This is a genomic window from Pseudomonas sp. YH-1 (assembly GCF_051990045.1).
In the GTDB taxonomy this organism is placed as follows: Bacteria; Pseudomonadota; Gammaproteobacteria; order Pseudomonadales; family Pseudomonadaceae; genus Pseudomonas; species Pseudomonas nicosulfuronedens.
The window spans coordinates 6,212,343-6,235,900 of the sequence record NZ_CP178184.1 but is presented as its reverse complement, the minus strand read 5'-3'; the positions used below and the strand labels follow the sequence as shown (position 1 = coordinate 6,235,900).

The following is a 23,558-nucleotide window of genomic DNA, read 5'->3' as shown; positions in this document are numbered from 1 at the left end:
CAATGCTGATCCTGCGCGGTGCTCCCGCCCTTTCCGCTTTCCGCCACGGCAAACTGCTCGACCTGCTGACCCAGCATGTACCCGCCGTCACCGGGCTGTATGCCGAGTTTGCGCACTTCGCCGAGGTCACCGGAGCCCTCAACGCCGAGGAAGAACAAGTCCTGGCGCGCCTGCTGAAATACGGTCCGAGCGTTCCCGTGCAGGAGCCCGCCGGCCGCCTGTTCCTGGTTCTGCCGCGCTTCGGCACCATCTCGCCCTGGTCGAGCAAGGCTTCTGACATCGCCCGCAACTGCGGCCTGGCAAAGATCGAGCGTCTCGAGCGCGGCATCGCCTACTACGTCACCGGCGAGCTGAGCGAGGCTGACGTGCAAGCCGTCGCCGCCCGTCTGCACGACCGCATGACCCAGCTGGTCCTGAACCAGCTCGAGGAAGCTTCGGCCCTGTTCAGCCACGCCCAGCCCAAGCCGCTGACCGTGGTCGACATCCTTGCCGGCGGTCGCGCCGCGCTGGAGAAGGCCAACCTCGAACTGGGCCTGGCCCTGGCCGAAGACGAGATCGACTACCTGGTGAAAAGCTTCGTCGAGATGGGGCGCAACCCGCACGACGTCGAGCTGATGATGTTCGCCCAGGCCAACTCCGAACACTGCCGCCACAAGATTTTCAACGCCAGTTGGGACATCGACGGCCAGGCTCAGGACAAGAGCCTGTTCGGCATGATCAAGAACACGTATGAAATGCACCGCGAAGGCGTGCTGTCCGCTTACAAGGACAACGCCGCGGTCATGAAGGGCTACGTCGCCGGTCGCTTCTACCCGAACGCCGAGACTCGCCAGTACGGCGCCAGCGAAGAGCCGGTGCACATCCTGATGAAGGTGGAGACCCACAACCACCCGACCGCCATCGCCCCCTTCCCCGGCGCCTCCACTGGCTCCGGTGGCGAGATCCGCGACGAAGGCGCAACCGGTCGTGGCGCCAAGCCCAAAGCCGGCCTGGTTGGCTTCACCGTCTCCAACCTGAACATCCCCGGTTTCGAGCAGCCCTGGGAAGTGCCCTACGGCAAGCCCGAGCGCATCGTTACCCCGCTGGACATCATGATCGAAGGCCCGCTGGGCGGCGCCGCGTTCAACAACGAATTCGGCCGTCCGAACCTGGCCGGCTACTTCCGTACCTTCGAGCAGGCCATCGCCACCCCGCGCGGTGAAGAAGTTCGTGGCTACCACAAGCCGATCATGATTGCCGGTGGCATGGGCAATATCCGCGAAGACCACGTGCAGAAGGGCGAGATCTCGGTCGGCGCCAAGCTGATCGTGCTCGGCGGCCCGGCCATGCTGATCGGCCTGGGCGGCGGCGCCGCTTCCTCCATGGCCACCGGCGCTTCCGCCGCTGACCTGGACTTCGCCTCGGTGCAGCGCGAGAACCCGGAAATGGAACGCCGTTGCCAGGAGGTCATCGACCGCTGCTGGCAGATGGGCGAGAACAACCCGATCAAGTTCATCCACGACGTGGGTGCGGGCGGCATCTCCAACGCCCTGCCGGAACTGATCAACGACGGCGGCCGTGGCGGCCGCTTCGAACTGCGCAACGTGCCCAACGACGAGCCGGGCATGAGCCCGCTGGAAATCTGGTGCAACGAGTCGCAGGAACGCTACGTGATGTCGGTCGACGCCGCCGACTTCGAGACCTTCAAGGCTATCTGCGAACGCGAGCGCTGCCCGTTCGCCGTGGTCGGCGAAGCCACCGAAGAGATGCAGCTGACCGTCGCTGACAGCCACTTCGGCAACAAGCCGGTGGACATGCCGCTCGAAGTGCTGCTCGGCAAGCCGCCGCGCATGCACCGTTCGGTCACCCGCGAGGTCGAGCTGGGCGATGACTTTGCCACCGCCGGCCTGGACCTGACCGAATCCACCGAGCGCGTGCTGCGTCACCCGGCCGTGGCCAGCAAGAACTTCCTGATCACCATCGGTGACCGCACCATCACCGGCCTGGTTGCTCGCGACCAGCTGGTCGGCCCGTGGCAGGTTCCGGTGGCCGATTGCGCCGTCACCGCCACCAGCTTCGACGTCTACACCGGTGAAGCCATGGCCATGGGTGAGCGTACCCCGCTGGCCGTGATCGACGCCCCGGCTTCCGGCCGCATGGCGATCGGCGAGACCATCACCAACCTGGCCGCCGCGAGCATCGACAAGATCTCCGAGATCAAGCTCTCCGCCAACTGGATGGCTGCTGCCGGCCACCCGGGCGAGGACGCGCGCCTGTACGACACCGTCAAGGCTGTCGGCATGGAGCTGTGCCCGGCGCTGGGCATCACCATTCCGGTGGGCAAGGACTCCATGTCCATGAAGACCCGCTGGCAGGATGGCGACGCCGAGAAGAGCGTTACCTCGCCGATGTCGCTGATCATCTCCGGCTTCGCTCCGGTCAATGACGTGCGCAAGACCCTGACGCCGCAGCTGCGCCTGGACAAGGGCGAGACCGACCTGATCGTCATCGACCTGGGCCGTGGCAAGAACCGCATGGGCGGCTCCATCCTCGCCCAGGTCAACGGCCAGATCGGCCGCGCCGCTCCGGACGTTGACGATGCCGAAGACCTGAAAGCCTTCTTCGCCGTGATCCAGGGCCTGAACGCCGACGGCCACCTGCTGGCCTACCACGACCGTTCCGACGGCGGCCTGATGGCCACCGTGGTGGAAATGGCCTTCGCCGGTCATTGCGGTCTGGACCTGAATCTCGACGCGCTGGCCGACAGCCGTGACGAGCTGACTGCTGCCCTGTTCAACGAAGAGCTTGGCGCTGTGATTCAGGTTCGCTCCGCTGCTACCCCGGAAGTGCTGGCGCAGTTCAGCGCCGCCGGCCTGGAGGACTGCGTTGCGGTCATCGGCCAGCCGGTCAACGGCGCCGAGATCGACCTGGCCTTCAATGGCGAGCGTGTCTTCAGCGCTCAGCGCCGCAACCTGCAGCGCATCTGGAGCGAGACCAGCTACCGCATCCAGCGCATGCGCGATAACGCCGACTGTGCGGACCAGGAATTCGACGGCCTGCTGGAAGAAGACAACCCCGGCCTGTCGGTGAAACTGAGCTTCGACGTCAACGACAACATCGCCGCGCCCTACATCAAGAAGGGCGTGCGTCCGCAGATCGCCATCCTGCGCGAGCAGGGCGTGAACGGTCAGGTGGAAATGGCCGCGGCCTTCGACCGCGCCGGCTTCGCCGCCGTCGACGTCCACATGAGCGATATCCTCTCCGGCCGCATCAGCCTGGAGCAGTTCAAGGGCCTCGTGGCCTGCGGCGGCTTCTCCTACGGTGACGTGCTGGGCGCCGGCGAAGGCTGGGCCAAGTCGATCCTGTTCAACGCCCGTGCCCGCGACGGCTTCCAGGCCTTCTTTGAGCGCAAGGACAGCTTTGCCCTCGGCGTGTGCAACGGTTGCCAGATGATGTCCAACCTGCACGAGCTGATCCCCGGCACCGAATTCTGGCCGCACTTCGTACGCAACCGCTCCGAGCAGTTCGAAGCGCGCGTGGCGATGGTCCAGGTGCAGGAGTCGCAGTCGATCTTCCTGCAGGGCATGGCCGGCTCGCGCCTGCCAATCGCCATCGCCCACGGCGAAGGCCATGCGGAGTTCGAGAGCGAGGAGGCTCTGCTGGAAGCTGATCTGTCCGGCACCGTGGCCCTGCGTTTCGTCGACAACCTGGGTAAGGTCACCGAGAGCTACCCGGCCAACCCGAACGGTTCGCCGCGCGGCATCACTGGCCTGACCAGCCGTGACGGCCGCGTGACCATCATGATGCCGCACCCGGAGCGCGTGTTCCGTGCCGTGCAGAACTCCTGGCGTCCGGACGAGTGGGAAGAGGACGGCGGCTGGATGCGCATGTTCCGCAACGCCCGCGTCTGGGTCGGCTGAGTCCGGTCTGATGCGATACGGGAAAGGGGAAAGCTTCGGCTTTCCCCTTTTTCTTTGTGCAGCCGCTGGAGGAGTGAGTCTTGGCTGACGAGGAGCCGCTTCCGGAAGTCCGGGCGGTGGAGGCGGGGCAGGTCCTGCGCCTGTGCTGCTGCGGGCAGTGCGCCAGCCTGCCGGATGCTGGGGCGGCCTGTACCGCCCCGTTGGAACTGAGCGTTGGGCGCGAGCGACATCTGTTGCTCTGCCGCTGCGGGCTGTCGGCGAGGCTGCCGTTCTGCGACGGCTCCCACGCACCTGCGGTGCCAGGCCTGAAAGAGCGCTGGCGACGCTTCACCGGCCGCTGAGCTCGAAGTACGTCACAGATTTTGTACAAAGTGCCTCACAAGCGAACAAGCCCGGAACCGGACGGTCGAACTTCCACGACGACCTGCAAGTCACAAGAGGCAAAGTGCCACTATTTGTGGCAGCATTTGTCACCCGTGGCGCTCTTTGTCACGGCTGTGTCCCTGTTTCGATCGGAGTCTCCGATGTACAAACTGTGTTTCTACGTTCCGGAAAGCCATCTGGAACCGGTCAAGAAAGCGGTGTTCGCCGCCGGTGCAGGACGCATCGGTGCCTATGACAGCTGTTGCTGGCAGGCGCTCGGACAGGGACAGTTTCGCCCTCTGCAGGGCAGCAATCCGTTCATCGGCCAGGCCGGCAGTGTCGAGCAGGTCGCCGAGTGGAAGGTGGAGATGGTGGTGGCCGACGAGTTGATCCATGACTCGGTCAAGGCCCTCAAGCAGGCCCACCCCTACGAGACGCCGGCCTTCGAGGTCTGGCGGCTGTCGGACATGGTGTTCTGAGCAGATGTGAAAAAGGCGCCCCCGAGGCGCCTTTTTTCTTTCCGCTCGCTCAGGGGCGGATTTCGATCAGCGTGCCGTCCTTGACCAGGCTCCAGACCTCGCGCATGTCGGCGTTGGTCATGGCGATGCAGCCATTCGTCCAATCCAGGGTCGAGAAGTACCACTCGGGGTACTCGTCATCCATCGGTGTGCCGTGGATCATGATCATGCCGCCGGGCGACAGGCTCTTTTCCCGCGCCTTGGCGACATCGCGGGCGTTGGGGTAGGAGATGTGAATGGAAAGATTGTACTTGTCGCTGGTCTTGCGCCAGTCGACCCAGTAGAAGCCTTCCGGCGTGCGGTTGTCGCCCTCGGCCAGCTTCGGGCCCTGCGGGCGTTTACCCAGAGACACTCGGTAGCTCTTGAGAACCTTGCCGTTGCTCATGAGGCTCAGCTTGCGCTCGGACTTGAGCACGAGAATCTTGTCGATACGACCGTCGAGCGTGGGCATCGCGTTGGCATGCGAGAACGCTGCGAAGGTCAGACAAAGTACGGCAATCAACCAGCGCATCGAGTGGTGTTCCCCGGTAGTTCCTAAAGCCTTAGAGGCGGTATATGAGCTTATTAGTTCTTTTTCTGTGCAAGCATTGGGAGAATCCCTTCGTTTCGTATCGGGAAGTTCTGAACGATCCGATCCGACAGGAAATATTCTAAGGTACGGCCCACGGTGGGGAAAGCCAGCTCGCCCCACGGAATGTCGGATTCTTCGAAGAGTTGTACTTCCAGGCTTTCCTCTCCGGCTGAAAAGTCCAGATCGGCCAGTTGGGCGCGGAAGAAGATATAAACCTGGCTGATATGCGGTAGATCAAAGACCGTATAAAGCTGCAGGCCCTGGACACGGGCATTGGCCTCTTCGAGGGTCTCGCGGGCCGCTGCCTGCTCCAGGGTTTCGCCGTTTTCCATGAACCCCGCTGGCAGGGTCCAGAACCCCTGGCGCGGCTGAATGGCGCGGCGGCAAAGAAGAATGCGCCCCTCCCAGACCGGCAGGCAGCCGGCGACGATGCGCGGGTTCTGGTAATGCACGGTCTGGCACTGGTCGCAGACGAAGCGCGGGCGGTTGTCGCCGCTGGGGATGCGCAGGCTCACGCTGGCGCCGCACTGGCTGCAGAATTTCATGCCGCTTCCTTGTTATTGAATGGCGCAATCTTGCGCGTTGCACAGTGCGCCCAGCAAGGGGCGGGGGTTGGGCAGGGGCGTCTTTCATGCCATGATCCTTCAATTAGAAGAATCGGCCCCCGCAGGATGTTCGGCATGCTGGACCAGCTGCGCCAACGCATACAGACGCACACGCCAAGCGACCTTGAAACGGACCACAGCTTCCCGGAAGCGGCGGTCCTGCTCCCCATCACTCCCCAGGAAGAGCTCGTGCTCACCCTGCGCGCGACCGGGCTTTCGACCCATAGCGGCGAAGTCGCCTTCCCCGGTGGGCGCCGCGACCCGGAGGATGTGGACCTGATCCATACCGCCCTGCGCGAGGCCCAGGAGGAGATCGCCCTGCCACCGGGGCTGGTGGAGGTCGTCGGGCCGCTGAGCACCCTGGTCTCGCGGCACGGTATCCTGGTCAAGCCATTCGTCGGCTTTGTCCCCGATTTCGTGGAATACCGCCCCAACGACGGCGAGATCGACGCCGTGTTCAAGGTACCGCTGGAGTTCTTCCGCGGCGACCCGCGGGAAACCACCCACCGCATCGATTATTTCGGCCGCAGCTGGTACGTCCCGAGCTACCTGTTCGAGGGCTACAAGATCTGGGGCCTGTCCGCGATCATGCTGGTCGAGCTGCTGAACCTGCTATACGACGCCCGCATCGACCTGCACCAGCCGCCGTCGAAGTTCATCAAGCTGAGCTGAGACCCGATAATAAAGAGCGGCCCCCGCCTGAGGAGAAACCCATGAAGTACCGCCTGGGCTCGTCCCGAGTCGAAACCCATCCGGAAAGCTGGATCGCCCCCAACGCCACGGTGGTCGGCAAGGTGCGCCTCGACGCCGGCGCCAGCGTGTGGTTCAACGCCGTGCTGCGCGGCGACAACGAGCTGATCCACATCGGCGAGCACAGCAACGTGCAGGACGGCACCGTCATGCATACCGACATGGGCTTCCCGCTGACCCTGGGCAAGGGCGTCACCATCGGCCATAACGCCATGCTGCATGGCTGCCAGGTGGGCGACTACAGCCTCGTCGGCATCAATGCGGTCATCCTCAACGGCGCGAAGATCGGCAAGTACTGCATCATCGGCGCCAACGCGCTGATCCCCGAAGGTAAGGAAATCCCCGACGGTTCCCTGGTCATGGGCTCCCCCGGCAAGGTAGTGCGCGAGCTGACCGAGCCGCAGAAGAAGATGCTCGAAGCCAGCGCCGCCCACTATGTGCATAACGCCCAGCGTTATGCCCGCGACCTGGCCGAGCAGGAAGAAGAATGAGTCAGGAACGCCCCGTGGCCTCGCCCTGCGTGTACGTCTGCACGCTGGACGATGCCGACATCTGCCTGGGTTGCCAGCGCAGCGCTGCCGAAATCACCCGTTGGGGCCTCATGGACAACGCCGAGCGCCGTGACGTGCTCGCCCGTTGCGAAGAGCGTGCCCGCGAACAGGGTGTGCTGATCTAGCGCGCCATCGATTTTTCTTTTCCCGAGGTTTCCCGCAATGCCCCGTATTGGAACTCCCCTGTCGCCGAGCGCGACCCGTGTACTGCTCTGTGGCTCCGGCGAGCTGGGCAAGGAAGTGGCGATCGAACTGCAGCGCCTGGGTTGTGAAGTCATCGCCGTCGACCGCTATGCGAACGCACCGGCCATGCAGGTCGCGCACCGCAGCCACGTGATCAGCATGCTCGACGGTGTCGCCCTGCGCGCGGTGATCGAGCAGGAGAAGCCGCACTACATCGTGCCGGAGATCGAGGCCATCGCCACCGCGACCCTGGTCGAACTGGAGAACGAAGGCTACACCGTCATCCCCACAGCCCGTGCCGCTCAGCTGACCATGAACCGCGAGGGCATCCGCCGCCTGGCCGCCGAAGAGCTGGGCCTGCCGACCTCGCCCTATCACTTCGCCGACACCTACGAGGACTATGCCGCTGGCGTCGCCGCCGTGGGCTATCCGTGCGTGGTGAAGCCGATCATGAGTTCCTCGGGCAAGGGCCAGAGCGTGCTCAAGTCCGACGCCGATCTGAAGACCGCCTGGGACTATGCCCAGGAAGGTGGTCGTGCCGGCAAGGGCCGGGTCATCGTCGAAGGCTTCATCGATTTCGACTACGAGATCACTCTGCTGACCGTGCGCCACATTGGCGGCACCACCTTCTGTGCACCCATCGGCCACCGCCAGGTGAAAGGCGACTATCACGAGTCCTGGCAGCCCCAGGCGATGAGTCCGAAGGCGCTGGCGGAATCCGAACGCGTGGCCAAGGCGGTCACCGAAGCGCTGGGCGGCCGCGGCCTGTTCGGCGTGGAGCTGTTCGTGAAGGGCGACGAAGTGTGGTTCAGCGAAGTGTCGCCGCGCCCGCACGACACCGGCCTGGTCACCCTGATCTCCCAGGACCTCTCCGAGTTCGCCCTGCATGCCCGCGCCATCCTCGGCCTGCCGATCCCGGTGATTCGCCAACTGGGTGACTCCGCCTCGGCGGTGATCCTGGTGGAAGGCAAGTCGCAGCAGGTTTCCTTCGGCAACCTCGGTGCCGCCCTGAGCGAGCCGGACACCGCGCTGCGCCTGTTCGGCAAGCCGGAAGTGGACGGCCAGCGCCGCATGGGCGTCGCCCTGGCGCGCGACGAGTCGATCGACGCCGCCCGTGCCAAGGCCACCCGTTCGGCCCAGGCGGTCAAAGTCGAGCTGTGAGCCGCTGGGCGGGGCTGATGTGGTGGGCGGCGGCGTTGCCGCTGCTGCCGCTGGCCCTGCCCATGGCCGTGCGCACCCGGCGCACGGCCTTGCGCCTGGCGCCCGCTGCGGGCGTGTGCGAAGGCATCGCAGGGGGCGAGCTTGCCGGCGAACCCTTTCGGTTGTTACTGCTGGGTGAATCCACCGTTGCCGGTGTTGGCGCGTCCTGCCTGGACTTCGCGTTGGCCGGTCGGCTGGCTTCGGCGCTCTCTGGTCGTCTCCAGCGCCCCGTAGCCTGGCGGGCGGTGGGGGAGAATGGCATTACCGCAGGCGAAGCCTGCGAACGCCTGCTGCCGCGGGTAGCCGAACAGGATTACCACCTCGTGGCGCTGGTCTTCGGCGTCAACGACACCACGCATTTCAGCTCCAGCCAGCGCTGGCTGGGGGCGCTCGCTCAACTGATCGGGCATTTCCGTCGCCGTGGTACGCGGGTGGTTTGCACGGCGGTACCGCCATTGCAACACTTCACGGCCTTGCCCTGGTTATTGCGCCAGTTGCTGGGCTGGCGCGCGACGCTGCTGGATCGCCAGCTCAGTGTTCTGGCGCTGGCGCAGGGAGCGGGTTATTGCGGGGTGAGCCTGGAGATGCAGCCGCAGTTCCTCGCCATCGACGGCTATCACCCGTCGGCGCTGGGCTATCAGGTGTGGGGCGAGCACCTGGCGCAGTGGCTTGAGCCCGATGGTAGGAGCAAGCTTGCTCGCGAACCTGCCGCACACTGAGACAGACGGTGCAGTGCGTTCGCGAGCAAGGGCTAGGCGCTCCTCTCGGTCCTGCAGGGGGCGCATTTATCGGATGGCGTTCAGGTCGTCATCACGCGTCTCGCGCAGGCACAGCACCGCTAGCAGGCTGAGCGCCGCCGCGACGGACACGTAACCGCCCACCCAGCTCAACCCACCCATGCCCACCAGCTTCTGCGCGATGTACGGCGCCACCGAGGCGCCGAGGATGCCGCCCAGGTTGTAGGCCGCCGAAGCGCCGGTGTAGCGCACGTGGGTGGGGAAGAGTTCCGGCAGCAGTGCGCCCATGGGGGCGAAGGTCACGCCCATGAGGAACAGTTCCAGCGACAGGAACACTGCCACTTCCACCGACGAACCCTGGCTGAGCAGCGGCTCCATGGCGAAGCCGGAGGCGATGGCAGCGAGGGTTCCGACGATCAGCACCGGCCTGCGCCCGAAGCGGTCGCTCAGCCAGGCAGAGACCGGCGTGGCGGCGGCCATGAAGAGCACGGCAATGCACAGCAGGCCGAGGAAGTCCTCGCGGCTGTAGCCCAGGGTGCTGACGCCGTAACTCAGCGAGAACACCGTGGAGATATAGAAGAGGGCGTAGCACACCACCATCGCCAGGGCGCCCAGCAGGGTTGGCCGCCAGTGCTTGGCGAACAGCTCGGCAATCGGCAGGCTGGAGCGTTCATGGCGTTCCATGGCCTTGGCGAACACCGGGGTTTCCACCAGTTTCAGGCGCACGTACAGGCCGACGATGACCAGTACGGCACTGAGCACGAACGGGATACGCCAGCCCCAGGCGCGGAACTGCTCTTCGCTGAGGAACATGGCCAGGCAGAGGAACAGGCCGTTGGCAGCGAGGAAGCCGATCGATGGGCCCATCTGCGGGAACATGCCGAACCAGGCGCGGCGGCCCTTGGGCGCGTTCTCTGTGGCCAGCAGCGCGGCGCCGCCCCATTCGCCACCCAGTCCAAGGCCCTGGCCGAAGCGCAGCACGCAGAGCAGGATCGGTGCCCAGGCGCCAATGCTGTCATAGCCCGGCAGCAGGCCGATCAGGGTGGTGGAGATACCCATCAGCAGCAGCGAGGCCACCAGGGTCGATTTGCGCCCGATGCGGTCGCCGAAGTGGCCGAACAGCGCCGAGCCCAGCGGGCGGGCAAGGAAGGCGATGCCAAAGGTGATGAAGGCGCTGAGCGCCTGGGCGGTGCCGGAGGTCTGCGGGAAGAACACCGGACCGATCACCAGCGCGGCGGCAGTAGCGTAGACGTAGAAGTCGTAGAACTCGATGGCGGTGCCGATGAAGCTGGCCACCGCGACGCGGGTGGTGGAGTTGGTCTGTTCGGCCGGTTGTGTGGCTTCGAGGGTAGCGCTGGTCATACGGGGGATATCCCTGGCAGTCAGGCGCGGCGACGACTCTGGCGGTCGTGTCCGGCGTTGCTTGAGGCATCGCCATGGCGCGAGTGCGAGCGCGGCCCGGGATCGGGGCAGGGTGGGCGCGACTCGCGGTGGGTCAGGGCGAGGCCGGCTGCTTCGCAAGGCAACGACGCAGGGTCGAGGCTCGGCGGGGCGTGCGATTGACTGGCCGGCGCGGCGTCGAGGGTAACGACGGGCACAGGCGGGAGGCTGGGTAAGCCGTCCGGATTATAGGGGCGGGTGGGGCAGCTCAGGCAAGTTCGTCGGTGTAGGGTGCTTCCCTGGGCGGCGCGCCGGGCAGCCAGGCGCGCACGCTTTTCACCCGGTTTTCGCCGGACTGGAGGATTTCCAGGCGGTAGCGGCCGATCTTCAGGCACACCGCGCAATCGGGTATCTGCTCCAGCGCTTCGGTGACCAGGCCGTTGAGGGTCTTGGGACCATCGCTGGGCAGTTGCCAGCCCAGGGCGCGGTTGACGTCGCGCAGGTTGGCCGAGCCCTCGATGACGTAAGTGCCGTCGGCCTGGGGGTGGATGTCCGGGTTGCGCAGGGTGTTCTGGTTGCTGAACTCGCCGACGATCTCTTCGAGGATGTCTTCCAGGGTGATGATGCCGATCACTTCGCCGTATTCGTCGACGACGATGCCGATGCGGCGCTTCTGCTTCTGGAAGTTGATCAGCTGGGTCGACAGCGGCGTGCTCTCAGGCACGAAGTAGGGCTCCAGGCACGCGGCCTTGAGGCTTTCCTTGGTCAGCTGGTTGTGGGTCAGCAGACGGGCGATCTGGCGCATGTGCACCACGCCCTCGACCTGGTTGATGTCGTTGCGGAACACCGGCAGGCGGGTATGGGTGGTATTGCGCAGCTGGCCGATGATGGTTTCCAGTTCGTCGTCCAGGTCGATGCCCTGGACTTCGTTGCGCGGCACCATCAGGTCGTTCACCGTGATCTTTTCCAGGTCGAGGATGCTCAGCAGCATGTCCTGGCGGTTGTGGGTGAGCTTCTCGCTGGAGTCGGTGACCACGCTGCGCAGCTCGTCGTTACTCAACGGCTTGTTGCCGCGCTGGGTTGGGTCGAGGCCGCCCATGCGCAGCAGGAGGTTGCTGATGCCGGTCATCAGCCAGAGCAGCGGGCTGAACAGCTTCTGCATCCAGATCAGCGGCAGGCTGGCGGGGAAGGCCACGCGCTCGGGGCGCAGGGCAGCATAGGTCTTGGGGGTGATTTCGCCGAAGATCAGCAGGATCAGCGTCAGCGCGATGGTCGCGATGGCCACGCCGGCTTCGCCCCACAGGCGCAGGGCCAGCAGGGTCGCCAGGGACGAGGCGATGATGTTGACGAAGTTGTTGCCGATCAGGATGGTGCCGAGCAAGCGGTCGGTGCGCAGCAGCAGCCAACTGGTACGCCGTGCGCCGCGGTTGCCCTTCTTGGACAGGTGGCGCAGGCGGTAGCGGTCGAGGCTGAGCATGCCGGTCTCGACGCTGGAGAAGAACGCCGAGCAGAGAATCAGGAAGACGAGCAGGCCGATCAGATAGCCGGGGTGGATCTCTTCCATGCGCGCATATCCTTCAGCGGCGCTCGTGCGCCGCCGTTAGCGTCAGATGTGCAGGATGAATTCCTTGACCAGCTTGCTGCCGAAGTAGGCCAGCATCAGCAGGCAGAAACCCGCAAGGGTCCAGCGGATCGCCTTGTGGCCACGCCAGCCGAGCTGGTGGCGGCCCCACAGCAGCACGCCGAACACCACCCAGGCGAAGCAGGAGAGGATGGTCTTGTGCGCCAGGTGCTGCGCGAACAGGTTGTCGACGAACAGCCAGCCGGAGAGCAGCGACAGCGAAAGCAGCGACCAGCCGCCCCAGAGGAAGCCGAACAGCAGGCTTTCCATGGTCTGCAGGGGCGGGAAGTTGCGGATCAGGCCCGACGGATGCTTGTGCTTGAGCTGGTGATCCTGCACCAGCAGGAGCAGCGCCTGGACCACGGCGATGGTCAGCAGACCATAGGCCAGGATCGACAGCAGGATGTGGGCGAGGATGCCGGGCTGCTCGTTGATCGGCTCGATGGTGCCGTGGGGCATCAGCACGGCGAGCAGGGTGGTCAGCGCGCCGAGCGGATAAAGGAAAATCAGCAGGTTCTGCACCGGGATGCGCAGGCACGCCAGCAGGGTCAGGGCGGTGACGGCGGCGGAGATCAGGCTGGCGGCATTGAAGAAGTCCAGCGCCAGGCCCGCGGGAGTCAGCAGCTCCTGGCTCAGGCTGTACGCCTGGCAGAGCAGGGCGACGAGGCCCAGCAGGAGGAGCAGCGGTTTCTGCGGCGGGGTGCGGCGGGCCAGGCTTGCGCCCTGGTAGGCGGTGGTGCCGATATAAAGGACGGCGGCGATCAGGCTGGGCAGCAGAGGTTGCATAAGTCCTTGGAACAGTCCTTCGACGGGGGACCCGAAAGGTGGTGAGTTTGGCACAGATCGGCTGCGCCTAGAAAGCGGCTGAGAACAGTTCGCTTCTGGCCTGCGAAGCGCTCCGTCACATCGGGATCATCGGCGGTGTTGGCGTTGGCCGCACTTCGTTATAATCGGCGGCTTGCTGACAAGCCAAACCCAGGCCCGACCGGGCTGATTAGGAACGCGCATGTTCGAAAACCTTACAGATCGCCTCTCGCAAACGCTGCGCCACGTCACCGGCAAGGCCAAGCTGACCGAGGACAACATCAAGGACACGCTCCGCGAAGTGCGGATGGCCCTGCTGGAGGCCGACGTGGCCCTGCCGGTGGTCAAGGACTTCGTCGCCAAGATCAAGGATCGCGCGGTCGGCACTGAAGTTTCCAAGAGCCTGACCCCGGGCCAGGCCTTCGTGAAGATCGTCCAGGCCGAACTGGTCGAGCTGATGGGCGCGGCCAACGAGGACCTCGACCTCAACGCCGCTCCGCCGGCGGTCATCCTGATGGCCGGCCTGCAGGGCGCGGGCAAGACCACTACCGCCGGCAAGCTGGCGCGCTTCCTTAAAGAGCGCAAGAAGAAGTCCGTGCTGCTGGTGTCCGCCGACGTCTACCGCCCGGCAGCGATCAAGCAGCTGGAAACCCTGGCCAACGACCTGGACGTGACCTTCTTCCCGTCCGATACCAGCCAGAAGCCGGTCGCCATCGCAGAAGCCGCGATCCGCGAGGCCAAGCTGAAGTTCATCGATGTGGTGATCGTCGATACCGCCGGTCGTCTGCACATCGACGCCGACATGATGGACGAGATCAAGCAGGTCCACGCGGCGATCAAGCCGGTGGAAACCCTGTTCGTGGTCGACGCCATGACCGGCCAGGACGCCGCCAATACCGCCAAGGCCTTCAATGACGCACTGCCGCTCACCGGCGTGGTGCTGACCAAGGTCGATGGCGACGCCCGTGGCGGTGCCGCACTCTCGGTGCGCGCCATCACCGGCAAGCCGATCAAGTTCCTCGGCATGGGCGAGAAGAGCGAAGCGCTCGACCCGTTCCACCCCGACCGCGTGGCCTCGCGCATCCTCGGCATGGGCGACGTGCTCAGCCTGATCGAGCAGGCCGAGCAGAGCATGGACCGCGAGAAGGCCGAGAAACTCGCGAAGAAGATCAAGAAGGGCAAGGGCTTCGACCTGGAAGACTTCCGCGATCAGCTGCAACAGATGAAGAACATGGGCGGCCTGGGCAGCCTGATGGACAAGCTGCCGATGCTCGGCGGCGTCAACCTGTCGCAGATGGGTAGCGCGCAGAACGCGGCGGAGAAGCAGTTCAAGCAGATGGAGGCGATCATCAACTCCATGACCCCGGCCGAGCGCCGCGATCCGGAAGTGATCAGCGGTTCGCGCAAGCGCCGCATCGCCCTGGGTTCCGGTACGCAGGTGCAGGACGTCGGCCGTCTCATCAAGCAGCACAAGCAGATGCAGAAGGTGATGAAGAAGGTCACCGCCAAGGGTGGCATGGCGAAGATGATGCGCGGCATGGGCAGCATGTTCCCCGGCGGCATGCCCAAGATGTGACCCCAGACGGCTCGCCGCCCGGCGGGCCGGACGCGCTGCGGCTTGCGGCGCGGGGCTTTAGCTCATAGAATATGCGGCCTTTCGGGCTCTGTGCCCGAGGGCTGCATTTCTTTTTTGCAAGCAAACCATAGGAACAACGTACGCATGGTAACCATTCGTCTGGCTCGTGGCGGCTCCAAGAAGCGCCCGTTCTATCACCTGACCGTGACCAACAGCCGCAACGCTCGTGACGGCCGTTTCGTCGAGCGCGTCGGCTTCTTCAACCCTGTTGCAACTGGTGCCGAGGTCAAGGTCTCGATCAACCAGGAGCGTCTGAACTACTGGCTGAGCCAAGGCGCTCAACCGTCTGAGCGTGTTGCTCAGCTGATCAAGGAAGCCGCCAAGGCTGCCTGAGATCGATGAACACGAATCCTGCTCCCGCCGAGGAGATGGTTGTTCTCGGCAAGATCGTATCGGTGCACGGTATTCGTGGTGAGGTGAAGGTGTATTCCTTTACCGATCCGTTGGACAACCTGCTGGACTACCGTCGCTGGACGCTCAAGCGTGGCAACGAGGTTCGACAGGCTGAGCTGGTTCAAGGTCGCGTGCAGGGCAACGTCCTGGTCGCGAAGCTGAAGGGACTGGATGATCGCGAGATCGCCCGCACCTTCGCTGAATTCGAAATCCTGGTCCCGCGCAGCGAGCTGCCGGTGCTTGACGATGGCGAGTTCTACTGGAGCCAGTTGGAAGGTCTCAAGGTGATCGACCAGAACGGGCAACTGTTCGGGATTCTCGACCACATGCTGGAGACCGGCGCCAACGATGTGATGGTAGTCAAGCCCTGCGCAGGCAGCCTGGACGACCGTGAACGCCTGCTCCCGTATACGGATCAGTGCGTGCAATCGGTAGACCTGGAAGCCGGCGAGATGCGGGTGGACTGGGACGCGGACTTCTAACCCATGTGGATTGGAGTCATTAGCATCTTTCCGGAGATGTTTCGCGCCATCAGTGACTATGGCATCACGAGTCGCGCGGTCAAGCAGGAGCTGATCCAGCTTCAGTGCTTCAACCCGCGAAGCAACACCGAGGACCGTCACCAGACGGTGGACGACCGGCCTTTCGGCGGTGGTCCCGGCATGGTGATGAAAATCAAGCCGCTCGAAGGCGCACTGGGCGATGCCCGGCAAGCTGCAGGCGGACCGGTGAAGGTGATCTACCTCTCACCGCAAGGTCGCAAGCTGACGCAGGCGGCCGTGAAAGAACTGGCGAATGAGGAACGTTTGATCCTGATCGCCGGGCGTTACGAAGGCATCGACGAGCGCTTCATTGAAGAGCATGTCGATGAGGAATGGTCAGTTGGCGATTATGTCCTGTCCGGGGGTGAGCTTCCGGCCATGGTGCTGATTGACGCGGTCACGCGGTTGTTGCCCGGTGCACTGGGCCACGTGGACTCCGCCGAGGAGGACTCCTTCACGGATGGCCTGCTCGACTGTCCGCACTACACCCGACCTGAGGTGTACGCAGACAAACGTGTTCCTGAGGTGCTGCTCAGCGGCAACCACGAACACATCCGGCGCTGGCGTTTGCAGCAGTCCTTAGGCAGGACCTGGGAACGACGTGCCGATCTTCTGGATTGCCGCTCGCTTTCTGGAGAAGAGAAAAAGCTGCTGGAGGAATACATCCGCCAGCGGAACGATAGTTAACGTATCGATGGCGAGCGCCGAGCGCTTGTCTTAGGAGCACGAAATGACCAACAAGATCATTCAGCAGATCGAAGCTGAACAGATGAGCAAAGAGATTCCGGCGTTCGCCCCCGGCGACACCGTAATCGTCCAGGTTAAAGTGAAGGAAGGCGACCGTCAGCGTCTGCAGGCCTTCGAAGGCGTTGTCATCGGCAAGCGTAACCGCGGCCTGAACAGTGCTTTCACCGTTCGCAAGATCTCCAACGGCGTAGGCGTAGAGCGTACCTTCCAGACCTACAGCCCGCTGGTTGACAGCATCAGCGTCAAGCGTCGCGGCGACGTGCGCAAGGCCAAGCTGTACTACCTCCGCGAACTGTCCGGCAAGGCAGCTCGTATCAAGGAAAAACTGGCCTAATCCGCCGGTTGTTCCCGAAAAAAGCAGCCCACGGGCTGCTTTTTTCTTGCCTGGCGTTTTTGACCGTTGGTCCGGCGCCTTTATCTGCCCCGGCAGCGCATTAGAAGTACAACACCCGCAGCACCGGCAGCCACCCTCATTGCATCAGGTAGCAGGGGCATGAGCCCCAGAGAGCAGGAAATCCTCCGCCGCACGGAGCTTTCCGAAACCCGCGTGACCAAGGCGATCTTTCCGCCGACCACCAATCATCACAACACCCTGTTCGGCGGTACCGCGCTGGCCTGGATGGACGAAGTTTCGTTCATCGCCGCGACGCGATTCTGCCGTCTGCCGCTGGTGACCGTGTCCACCGACCGCATCGACTTCAAGCACCCGATTCCCGCGGGTTCCATCGTCGAGCTGATCGGCCGGGTGGTGAAGGTCGGCAACACCAGCCTCAAGGTCGAGGTGGAAGTGTTCGTCGAGAGCATGTCTGCCGACGGCCGAGAGAAGGCCATCCACGGGCTGTTCAGCTTCGTCGCCATCGATGACGAGAAGCGCCCTGTGCCGGTCCTGCCCGGCTTCGAGGCCTGAAACGCAAGAAGGCGCCCGTGGGCGCCTTCTTGCTTCACGCCTGTCTGCTTTCTGTAGGAGAACGCCTCAATGGCGCAGGCTGATCTTCAGCGACGCCTGGGACAGGTCGATGTTCTGCAGGCTGAGGCTGCCCATGCTCTGTGTCTTGGGCGCTCCGGCGACGCGAATGTTGTCGAAGCGTACCTCGCCGATGGAGCTGGGCAGGCGCACGTTGATCGAGCCATCCGGGTTCAGGGACGAGGAGGCGTGCGCGGTGTCGTACTGCACGTCATGCAACGAGGTCTCGGCATCGAGGCTGTCGACCACCGGCATCACCAGTCGCGACAGTTGCTTGATGGCGCCAACGCCATCGCCGCTCTCGGCGCTGACCAGCAGGCTCTGCAGGGTGTCATCGAAACCCTGGGCGCTGACGTCGCTCATCTCGCGGTCGCTCAGCGGCTTCAAACCCTTTGGCGCTTCGTGGCGGGTGATGCTCGTCGGCGCCTGGCGCTGCACGTCGGCGCTGGCCAGTTGGAACGGGCTGAGCAGGGCGGCGACCAGTGTTGCCGCGAGGCGCAGGTTGTTCTGCTTCTTCAGCGCGCGGCCGAGTTGGCGCTCGCTGATCCAGCCCTGCTGGATCAGGGTTTCGCCCAGACGCAGTCCGTTGGTGAGCTGGAGCTGGATGGCCTTGTCCAGCTGGTGGGAAGTGATCAGGCCCTTGCTGACAAGGATCTGGCCGAGGCGGGAGTTCTGTTGACTAGGCATGGCGTGGGCTTCGTGGGGCGCAATGATGGCGTGATGCAATCATTGTCTTTCAGACACATTCTGTCACCAGTCTTAAGATAGGCAGACATGGCCGGTCGTCAGGTTGTTGCGGCCCGCGCCGTTTCGTTCGTACTCGCCGCGTTTGCCGGGGCTTCCTCGATGAGCGAAATCACCGTCCAGCCCGTGTCAGGCGCCAGTGGGCGTTCGGGGGTCGCGACACGCAGGCGGCCGTTCGGGTCCTTGGCGAACAGCAGTAGCGCTCGGCCTTCGTGCAGGGCCTGGTAGTCCTCCCAACCGAAGTTCTCGCTGAGCAGTGTCGAGCGGATCTCAGCGCCGCGTGCGATCAGCCCGGCCATCTGCGGATAGGTGATCGGCGACTGGCCCAGCGGGCGGCCGCGATGACGGTCGCTGACCCGATGCTTCTCGCTGCGGCGGCTGTCCTGGCTGCTGGGCAGGATGAAGCGCTGGCGGGGATTGAACTCGTGGCGGAAGCTCATGCACATCAGTGCGTTCAGTTCGGCGTTGGGCGACAGGGCCAGCAGGCGTCCCAGGCCGATCAGATCCAGGTGCGCCTCGGCGTGCTGTGAGGCCGGGTTGCCGAAGTAGGTGGGCAGATTGTCCATGCGCGCGGCGCGGGTGTTCTCCCAGCTCGAATCGGTGAGCAATACCTCCACTCCGGCGTTCTGCAGGCCGGTGCCGATGGCGCGGGCTACCGGGTTGGCGCCGATGATCAGGAAGCCGGTAGGTACCGGCTCGGCCACCTTCAGCAGGCGCGCCAGCGGCCGCGCCGTGGCGCTCTGCAGGATCACGGTGCCGATGATTACCAGGAAGGTCAGTGGCACGAGTACGCCGGCCTGGGCATGGCCGGCTTCCTGCAGGCGGATGGCGAAGATCGCCGAGACCGCCGCGGCAACGATGCCCCGTGGCGCGATCCAGCTCAGCAGCGCCCGTTCGCGCCAGTTGAGCGAGGAGCCGGCGGTGGCAATCGCGACGTTCAGTGGCCGCGCGACGAACTGGATCAGTGCCAATACCAGCAGGGCGATCGGCCCCAGGCCGAGCAGGGCCGGTAAGTCCAGGCGCGCGGCAAGCAGCACGAACAGGCCGGAAATCAGCAGGACGCTGAGGTTCTCCTTGAAGTGCAGGATGTGCCGCACATCGACGCCCTGCATATTGGCCATGCGCAGGCCCATCACCGTGACGGCGAGCAGGCCTGACTCGGACATCACGGTGTTGGATAGCACGAATACGCCGAGGACAACCGACAGGGAGGCCAGGTTGTGCAGGTAGTCCGGCAGCCAGTGGCGGCGCAGCGCGACCCCCAGCGCCTGGCCGCCGACCAGGCCGAAGAGGGTGCCGCAGCCGATTACGCTGATGAAGGTCAGCAGGCTGTCCGTCCAGCCCGAGCCTGCGTCGCTGGCGGCGATGAAGGTGTAGACCACCACGGCGAGGATGGCGCCGATGGGGTCGATGACGATGCCTTCCCAGCGCAGGATGTTGGCGATGGTGGCGTTGGGGCGTACCACGCGCAGCATCGGCACGATCACCGTGGGGCCGGTGACCAGGGTCAGGGTGCCGAACAGCAGCGCCATTTCCCAGGTGAAGTCCAGCAGGTAGTGGGTCGCCAGGGCGATCACACCCCAGGTGACCAGGGCGCCAATGGTCACCATGCGGCGTACCACGGTGCCGATTTCCTTCCACTCGTCCAGGTGCAGCGTCAGGCTGCCCTCGAACAGCACCAGTGCCACCGCCAGGGAGACCACGGGGAACAGCAGTGGGCCGAACAGGGCTTCGGGTGACAGTACGTGCAGGACCGGGCCGACCAGGATGCCGCTCAACAGCAGGAAGAGAATCGCCGGCAGACGCAGGCGCCAGGCCAGCCATTGGCTGAGGAGTGCGGCGATGCCGATGCCGGCGAAGGCGTAGTAGGTACTGTGTTCGTCCATGGACCGTCCGGAGGTTGTGCAGGAGTGGTGAGGGGATGGTGTCTATGAAAGACTACTGGCGACACATTGTCCTTTGCCATGGCTACAGATGACTCCGGTTCCGCATTTCCTGATCGATCGCTTTCTCGATGCCCTCTGGCTGGAAAAGGGCCTGTCCGACAATACGCGCAGTGCCTACGGCAGCGATCTCGCCCTGTTCAACGGCTGGCTGGACCCACGCGGCGTGGCGCTGGAGGCGGCAGGTCGCGATGTGATTCTTGACCACCTCGCCTGGCGCCTGGGCGAAGGCTACAAGGCCCGCTCCACGGCGCGATTCCTTTCCGGACTGCGGGGCTTCTACCGCTACTGTCTGCGCGAAGGCCTGATTGCCGAAGACCCGACCTTGCTGGTGGAGTTGCCGCAATTGGGCAAGCCGCTGCCCAAGTCGCTTTCCGAGTCGGATGTGGAAGCGCTGTTGGCGGCGCCAGAAACGGATGATCCGCTTGGCCTGCGTGACCGCACCATGCTGGAGGTGCTCTATGCCTGCGGGTTGCGCGTGAGCGAGCTGGTCGGCCTGACCCTGGAGCAGGTGAACCTGCGTCAGGGCGTGGTGCGCGTGCTCGGCAAGGGCAGCAAGGAGCGCCTGGTGCCGCTGGGCGAGGAGGCGATCCGCTGGATCGAGCGCTACGTGCGCGAGGCGCGGGGCGACTTGCTGGCTGGCCGCCCCAGTGACGTACTGTTCCCGAGTCTGCGTGGCGAGCAGATGACCCGCCAGACCTTCTGGCACCGCATCAAGCTTCATGCGAAGGTCGCCGGCATCGGCAAGAGCCTGTCGCCGCACACTTTGCGCCACGCCTTCGCCACCCATCTGCTCAACCACGGCGCTGACCTGCGCGTGGTGCAGATGCTGCTTGGGCACAGCGATCTCTCTACCACGCAGATCTACACGCATATCGCCCGTGCCCGCCTGCAGGACCTGCATGCCCAGCACCACCCGCGTGGGTGAGCTTCGCTGCGCCGCTAGACATCCTTCGAATTGTGCGGCTTCACGCCAGTGTTCAGCGTGATCTTGTAGGAGCGAGCTTGCTCGCGAACCGGCTTGGGCGACGAGGCATCAAGCGCTTCGCGAGCAAGCTCGCTCCTACAGCAAAGCCACAGACGCAGGAAAATACCTGGAAGCTTCCGGCTACAGCCTTTGGCTCCGTCTTGCCGGCCCGGTGTGGTAGTCTTCGCCGACTGACATCAGGAGTTTTCCATGCGTTTGTCTCGACTTCTGGCTGGTATGGCCCTTGGCCTCGCCAGCACCTTCGCCCTGGCCGCCGAGCCGGACCAGGCGATCCGCACCACCCTGCAGTCCCTGCAGCCTGACCTGCCCATCGAGAACATCTCAAAGGGTCCCCTGGAAGGCATCTACCAGGTGCAGCTCAAGGGCGGTCGCATCCTCTACGCCAGCGCTGACGGCCAGTTCGTCGTGCAGGGCAACATCTATCAGGTAAAAGACGGCAAGCCGACCAACCTGACCGAGAAGGCCGAGAGCGCCGGTGTGGCCAAGACCATCAATGCCATTCCCGCCAAGGATATGGTGGTGTTCCCGGCCAAGGGCGAGACCAAGGCGCACATCACCGTCTTCACCGACACGACTTGCCCCTATTGCCAGAAAATGCACGCTGAAGTGCCGGAGCTGCAGAAGCGCGGCATCGAAGTGCGCTACCTGGCCTTCCCGCGCCAGGGCCCGAACTCGCCGGGCGACCAGCAGCTGCAGGCCGTGTGGTGCTCCAAGGACCGCCAGGCGGCGATGACCGACATGTTCCATGAGAAGGAAGTGAAGGCCGCCAAGTGCGAGAACCCGGTGGATGCGCAGTTCGCCCTGGGCCAGATGGTCGGTGTGCAAGGCACCCCGGCAGTGATCCTCGCCGACGGCACCATGCTGCCGGGCTACCAGCCAGCCGGCCAGATCGCCAAGCTGGCGCTGGAAGCCAAGTAAGCCGCGGCTTGCGCTCTGATTGACTAATGCGGAACCGCTTCGTAATGTTCGGTTCCTTTTGACTAGGGAACAGGCAGTCCGCCTGTTCTGACATGGTGCCTGCCCCCATGCCCGCTTCGTTGCGGGCATCGGCGTCTCAGGCGCCCCGATGCTGTAATCATGGGGAGTTTCAGCGTGAATCCGGTGAAAGTGGGAATCTGTGGGTTGGGGACCGTCGGTGGCGGTACCTTCAATGTACTCAAACGCAACGCCGAGGAGATTGCCCGCCGTGCCGGGCGTGGTATCGAGGTTGCGCAGATTGCCGCCCGTCGCCCCAATCCGAAGTGTGAAACCGGCAGTACCCCCATTACTGCCGACATCTTCGACGTGGCGAACAACCCGGAAATCGACGTGGTCATCGAACTGATCGGCGGCTACACCCTGGCCCACGAACTGGTGCTCAAGGCCATCGAAAACGGCAAGCACGTGGTCACCGCCAACAAGGCGCTGATCGCCGTACACGGCAACGAGATCTTCGCCAAGGCCCGCGAGAAGGGCGTCATCGTCGCCTTCGAAGCCGCCGTGGCCGGTGGCATCCCGGTGATCAAGGCGATCCGCGAGGGCCTGGCTGCCAACCGCATCAACTGGCTGGCCGGCATCATCAACGGCACCGGCAACTTCATCCTCACTGAAATGCGTGAGAAGGGCCGTGCCTTTGCCGACGTGCTCAAGGAGGCCCAGGCGCTGGGTTATGCCGAGGCCGATCCGACCTTCGATGTCGAGGGCATCGACGCCGCGCACAAACTGACCATCCTGGCGTCCATCGCCTTCGGCATCCCGCTGCAGTTCGACAAGGCCTACACCGAAGGCATCACCCAGCTGACCACTGCGGACGTGAACTACGCCGAGGCGCTGGGCTACCGCATCAAGCACCTGGGTGTCGCCCGCCGTACCGACAAGGGTATCGAGCTGCGCGTCCACCCAACCCTGATCCCGGCCGACCGCCTGATCGCCAATGTGAACGGCGTGATGAACGCGGTCATGGTCAACGGCGATGCCGCCGGTTCCACGCTGTTCTACGGCGCTGGCGCTGGCATGGAGCCCACCGCTTCCTCGGTGGTCGCCGACCTGGTGGACGTGGTTCGCGCCATGACTGCCGACCCGGAGAACCGCGTGCCGCACCTGGCCTTCCAGCCGGACTCGCTCTCCGACCACCCGATCCTGCCGATCGACGCCTGCGAAAGCGCCTACTACCTGCGCATCCAGGCCAAGGACCACCCGGGCGTACTGGCCCAGGTGGCGACCATCCTCTCCGAGCGCGGCATCAACATCGAATCGATCATGCAGATGGAAGTCGAAGAGCATGACGGTCTGGTGCCGATGATCCTGGTTACCCACCGCGTGCTCGAGTCCCGCATCATCGAAGCCATCGCCGCGCTGGAAGCGCTGGATGACGTCGTCGGCAATGTCGTACGCATCCGCGTCGAACAACTGAACTGAATCGAACGCGGCGGCGCCTGCG

Annotated in this window: 24 protein-coding genes; 17 read left to right on the top strand and 7 right to left on the bottom strand. The window is 64.4% G+C overall.

Translation table 11 applies throughout. The features are described from left to right. Window positions 1-2: 2 nt before the first annotated feature. From purL to ACKI1H_RS28805, 3 genes are all read left to right on the top strand, one after another. Entirely contained in the window at window positions 3-3,899 is a 3,897-nt protein-coding gene (gene purL, locus ACKI1H_RS28815) for a phosphoribosylformylglycinamidine synthase (protein ID WP_440467083.1), read from the top strand. Window positions 3,900-3,979: 80 nt separating this feature from the next. Beyond that, entirely contained in the window at window positions 3,980-4,240 is a 261-nt protein-coding gene (locus ACKI1H_RS28810; RefSeq protein ID WP_138525036.1) for a CDGSH iron-sulfur domain-containing protein, read from the top strand. A 183-nt stretch (window positions 4,241-4,423) separates the two neighbouring features. Next, the gene (locus ACKI1H_RS28805) at window positions 4,424-4,741 is read left to right on the top strand and encodes a Nif3-like dinuclear metal center hexameric protein (protein WP_017522254.1); all 318 of its coding nucleotides are present in this window, start codon (window positions 4,424-4,426) and stop codon (window positions 4,739-4,741) included. Window positions 4,742-4,790: 49 nt separating this feature from the next. Here the strand turns inward: ACKI1H_RS28805 and ACKI1H_RS28800 are convergent, their stop codons facing one another. Then, a complete protein-coding gene (locus tag ACKI1H_RS28800; RefSeq protein WP_138525038.1) occupies window positions 4,791-5,291 on the bottom strand; it encodes a L,D-transpeptidase family protein in 501 nt (166 codons plus the stop codon). A 53-nt stretch (window positions 5,292-5,344) separates the two neighbouring features. Continuing rightward, window positions 5,345-5,896 carry an NUDIX hydrolase gene (locus ACKI1H_RS28795; RefSeq protein WP_138525041.1) on the bottom strand — a complete coding sequence of 184 codons (552 nt, stop codon included), beginning with the start codon at window positions 5,894-5,896 and terminating at the stop codon, window positions 5,345-5,347. Window positions 5,897-6,031: 135 nt separating this feature from the next. Here ACKI1H_RS28795 and ACKI1H_RS28790 point away from each other — a divergent pair, with 135 nt between their 5' ends. Genes ACKI1H_RS28790 through ACKI1H_RS28770 form a run of 5 tightly spaced genes read left to right on the top strand, consistent with a single transcriptional unit; the run spans window position 6,032 to window position 9,359 of the window. Further along, entirely contained in the window at window positions 6,032-6,628 is a 597-nt protein-coding gene (locus tag ACKI1H_RS28790; RefSeq protein ID WP_017522246.1) for a CoA pyrophosphatase, read from the top strand. A gap of 41 nt (window positions 6,629-6,669) precedes the next feature. Next, window positions 6,670-7,197 carry a gamma carbonic anhydrase family protein gene (locus ACKI1H_RS28785; protein ID WP_138525043.1) on the top strand — a complete coding sequence of 176 codons (528 nt, stop codon included), beginning with the start codon at window positions 6,670-6,672 and terminating at the stop codon, window positions 7,195-7,197. Beyond that, window positions 7,194-7,382, top strand: coding sequence for a DUF1289 domain-containing protein (locus ACKI1H_RS28780; protein WP_138525045.1), 189 nt, complete (start codon window positions 7,194-7,196; stop codon window positions 7,380-7,382). Before ACKI1H_RS28785 ends, ACKI1H_RS28780 begins: the two co-directional genes overlap by 4 nt. A 37-nt stretch (window positions 7,383-7,419) precedes the next feature. Further along, window positions 7,420-8,601 carry a formate-dependent phosphoribosylglycinamide formyltransferase gene (gene purT / locus ACKI1H_RS28775; protein WP_138525047.1) on the top strand — a complete coding sequence of 394 codons (1,182 nt, stop codon included), beginning with the start codon at window positions 7,420-7,422 and terminating at the stop codon, window positions 8,599-8,601. After that, window positions 8,598-9,359, top strand: coding sequence for an SGNH/GDSL hydrolase family protein (locus ACKI1H_RS28770; RefSeq protein ID WP_440467082.1), 762 nt, complete (start codon window positions 8,598-8,600; stop codon window positions 9,357-9,359). The genes purT and ACKI1H_RS28770 overlap by 4 nt, the downstream gene beginning before the upstream one ends. Window positions 9,360-9,425: 66 nt before the next feature. Here the strand turns inward: ACKI1H_RS28770 and ACKI1H_RS28765 are convergent, their stop codons facing one another. The 3 genes from ACKI1H_RS28765 to ACKI1H_RS28755 all read right to left on the bottom strand — a co-directional run bounded on the left by ACKI1H_RS28765 (window position 9,426) and on the right by ACKI1H_RS28755 (window position 13,164). After that, window positions 9,426-10,739 (bottom strand): MFS transporter, encoded by a 1,314-nt coding sequence (locus ACKI1H_RS28765; protein ID WP_440467081.1) that lies wholly within the window; start codon window positions 10,737-10,739, stop codon window positions 9,426-9,428. A 286-nt stretch (window positions 10,740-11,025) separates the two neighbouring features. Further along, a complete protein-coding gene (locus ACKI1H_RS28760; protein WP_440467080.1) occupies window positions 11,026-12,321 on the bottom strand; it encodes an HlyC/CorC family transporter in 1,296 nt (431 codons plus the stop codon). Window positions 12,322-12,363: 42 nt separating this feature from the next. Further along, window positions 12,364-13,164, bottom strand: coding sequence for a cytochrome C assembly family protein (locus tag ACKI1H_RS28755; protein ID WP_440467079.1), 801 nt, complete (start codon window positions 13,162-13,164; stop codon window positions 12,364-12,366). Window positions 13,165-13,384: 220 nt separating this feature from the next. Between ACKI1H_RS28755 and ffh the strand changes: the two genes are divergently transcribed. The 6 genes from ffh (at window position 13,385) to ACKI1H_RS28725 (ending at window position 17,407) form a co-directional block, all read left to right on the top strand. Beyond that, on the top strand, window positions 13,385-14,758 hold the full coding sequence (gene ffh, locus ACKI1H_RS28750; protein ID WP_440467078.1) for a signal recognition particle protein: 1,374 nt from the start codon (window positions 13,385-13,387) through the stop codon (window positions 14,756-14,758). 144 nt (window positions 14,759-14,902) lie between these two features. Then, complete coding sequence (rpsP, locus tag ACKI1H_RS28745; protein ID WP_015478455.1) at window positions 14,903-15,151, top strand: 30S ribosomal protein S16; 249 nt, start codon at window positions 14,903-14,905, stop codon at window positions 15,149-15,151. 5 nt (window positions 15,152-15,156) lie between these two features. After that, window positions 15,157-15,693, top strand: a complete 537-nt coding sequence (gene rimM / locus ACKI1H_RS28740; protein WP_045210464.1) for a ribosome maturation factor RimM — start codon at window positions 15,157-15,159, stop codon at window positions 15,691-15,693. Window positions 15,694-15,696: 3 nt separating this feature from the next. Further along, window positions 15,697-16,440, top strand: coding sequence for a tRNA (guanosine(37)-N1)-methyltransferase TrmD (gene trmD, locus ACKI1H_RS28735; protein ID WP_024766884.1), 744 nt, complete (start codon window positions 15,697-15,699; stop codon window positions 16,438-16,440). A gap of 43 nt (window positions 16,441-16,483) precedes the next feature. Next, window positions 16,484-16,834, top strand: a complete 351-nt coding sequence (gene rplS / locus ACKI1H_RS28730; protein WP_017522234.1) for a 50S ribosomal protein L19 — start codon at window positions 16,484-16,486, stop codon at window positions 16,832-16,834. 159 nt (window positions 16,835-16,993) lie between these two features. Then, window positions 16,994-17,407 carry an acyl-CoA thioesterase gene (locus ACKI1H_RS28725; RefSeq protein WP_026079396.1) on the top strand — a complete coding sequence of 138 codons (414 nt, stop codon included), beginning with the start codon at window positions 16,994-16,996 and terminating at the stop codon, window positions 17,405-17,407. Between the two features lie 66 nt (window positions 17,408-17,473). Here ACKI1H_RS28725 and ACKI1H_RS28720 read toward each other — a convergent pair whose 3' ends face one another. Both ACKI1H_RS28720 and ACKI1H_RS28715 read right to left on the bottom strand, forming a co-directional pair. Continuing rightward, on the bottom strand, window positions 17,474-18,151 hold the full coding sequence (locus ACKI1H_RS28720; RefSeq protein ID WP_045210461.1) for a hypothetical protein: 678 nt from the start codon (window positions 18,149-18,151) through the stop codon (window positions 17,474-17,476). Between the two features lie 98 nt (window positions 18,152-18,249). Beyond that, complete coding sequence (locus ACKI1H_RS28715) at window positions 18,250-20,094, bottom strand: cation:proton antiporter (protein ID WP_440467077.1); 1,845 nt, start codon at window positions 20,092-20,094, stop codon at window positions 18,250-18,252. An 88-nt stretch (window positions 20,095-20,182) separates the two neighbouring features. On the opposite strand from ACKI1H_RS28715, the gene xerD reads away from it, so the two are divergent. The 3 genes from xerD (at window position 20,183) to ACKI1H_RS28700 (ending at window position 23,536) form a co-directional block, all read left to right on the top strand. Further along, window positions 20,183-21,079 (top strand): site-specific tyrosine recombinase XerD, encoded by an 897-nt coding sequence (gene xerD, locus ACKI1H_RS28710; RefSeq protein ID WP_440467076.1) that lies wholly within the window; start codon window positions 20,183-20,185, stop codon window positions 21,077-21,079. A 249-nt stretch (window positions 21,080-21,328) separates the two neighbouring features. Continuing rightward, window positions 21,329-22,057 carry a thioredoxin fold domain-containing protein gene (locus tag ACKI1H_RS28705; RefSeq protein ID WP_138525061.1) on the top strand — a complete coding sequence of 243 codons (729 nt, stop codon included), beginning with the start codon at window positions 21,329-21,331 and terminating at the stop codon, window positions 22,055-22,057. A 174-nt stretch (window positions 22,058-22,231) separates the two neighbouring features. Beyond that, a complete protein-coding gene (locus ACKI1H_RS28700; RefSeq protein WP_296285349.1) occupies window positions 22,232-23,536 on the top strand; it encodes a homoserine dehydrogenase in 1,305 nt (434 codons plus the stop codon). The last annotated feature ends 22 nt before the right edge of the window (window positions 23,537-23,558 follow it).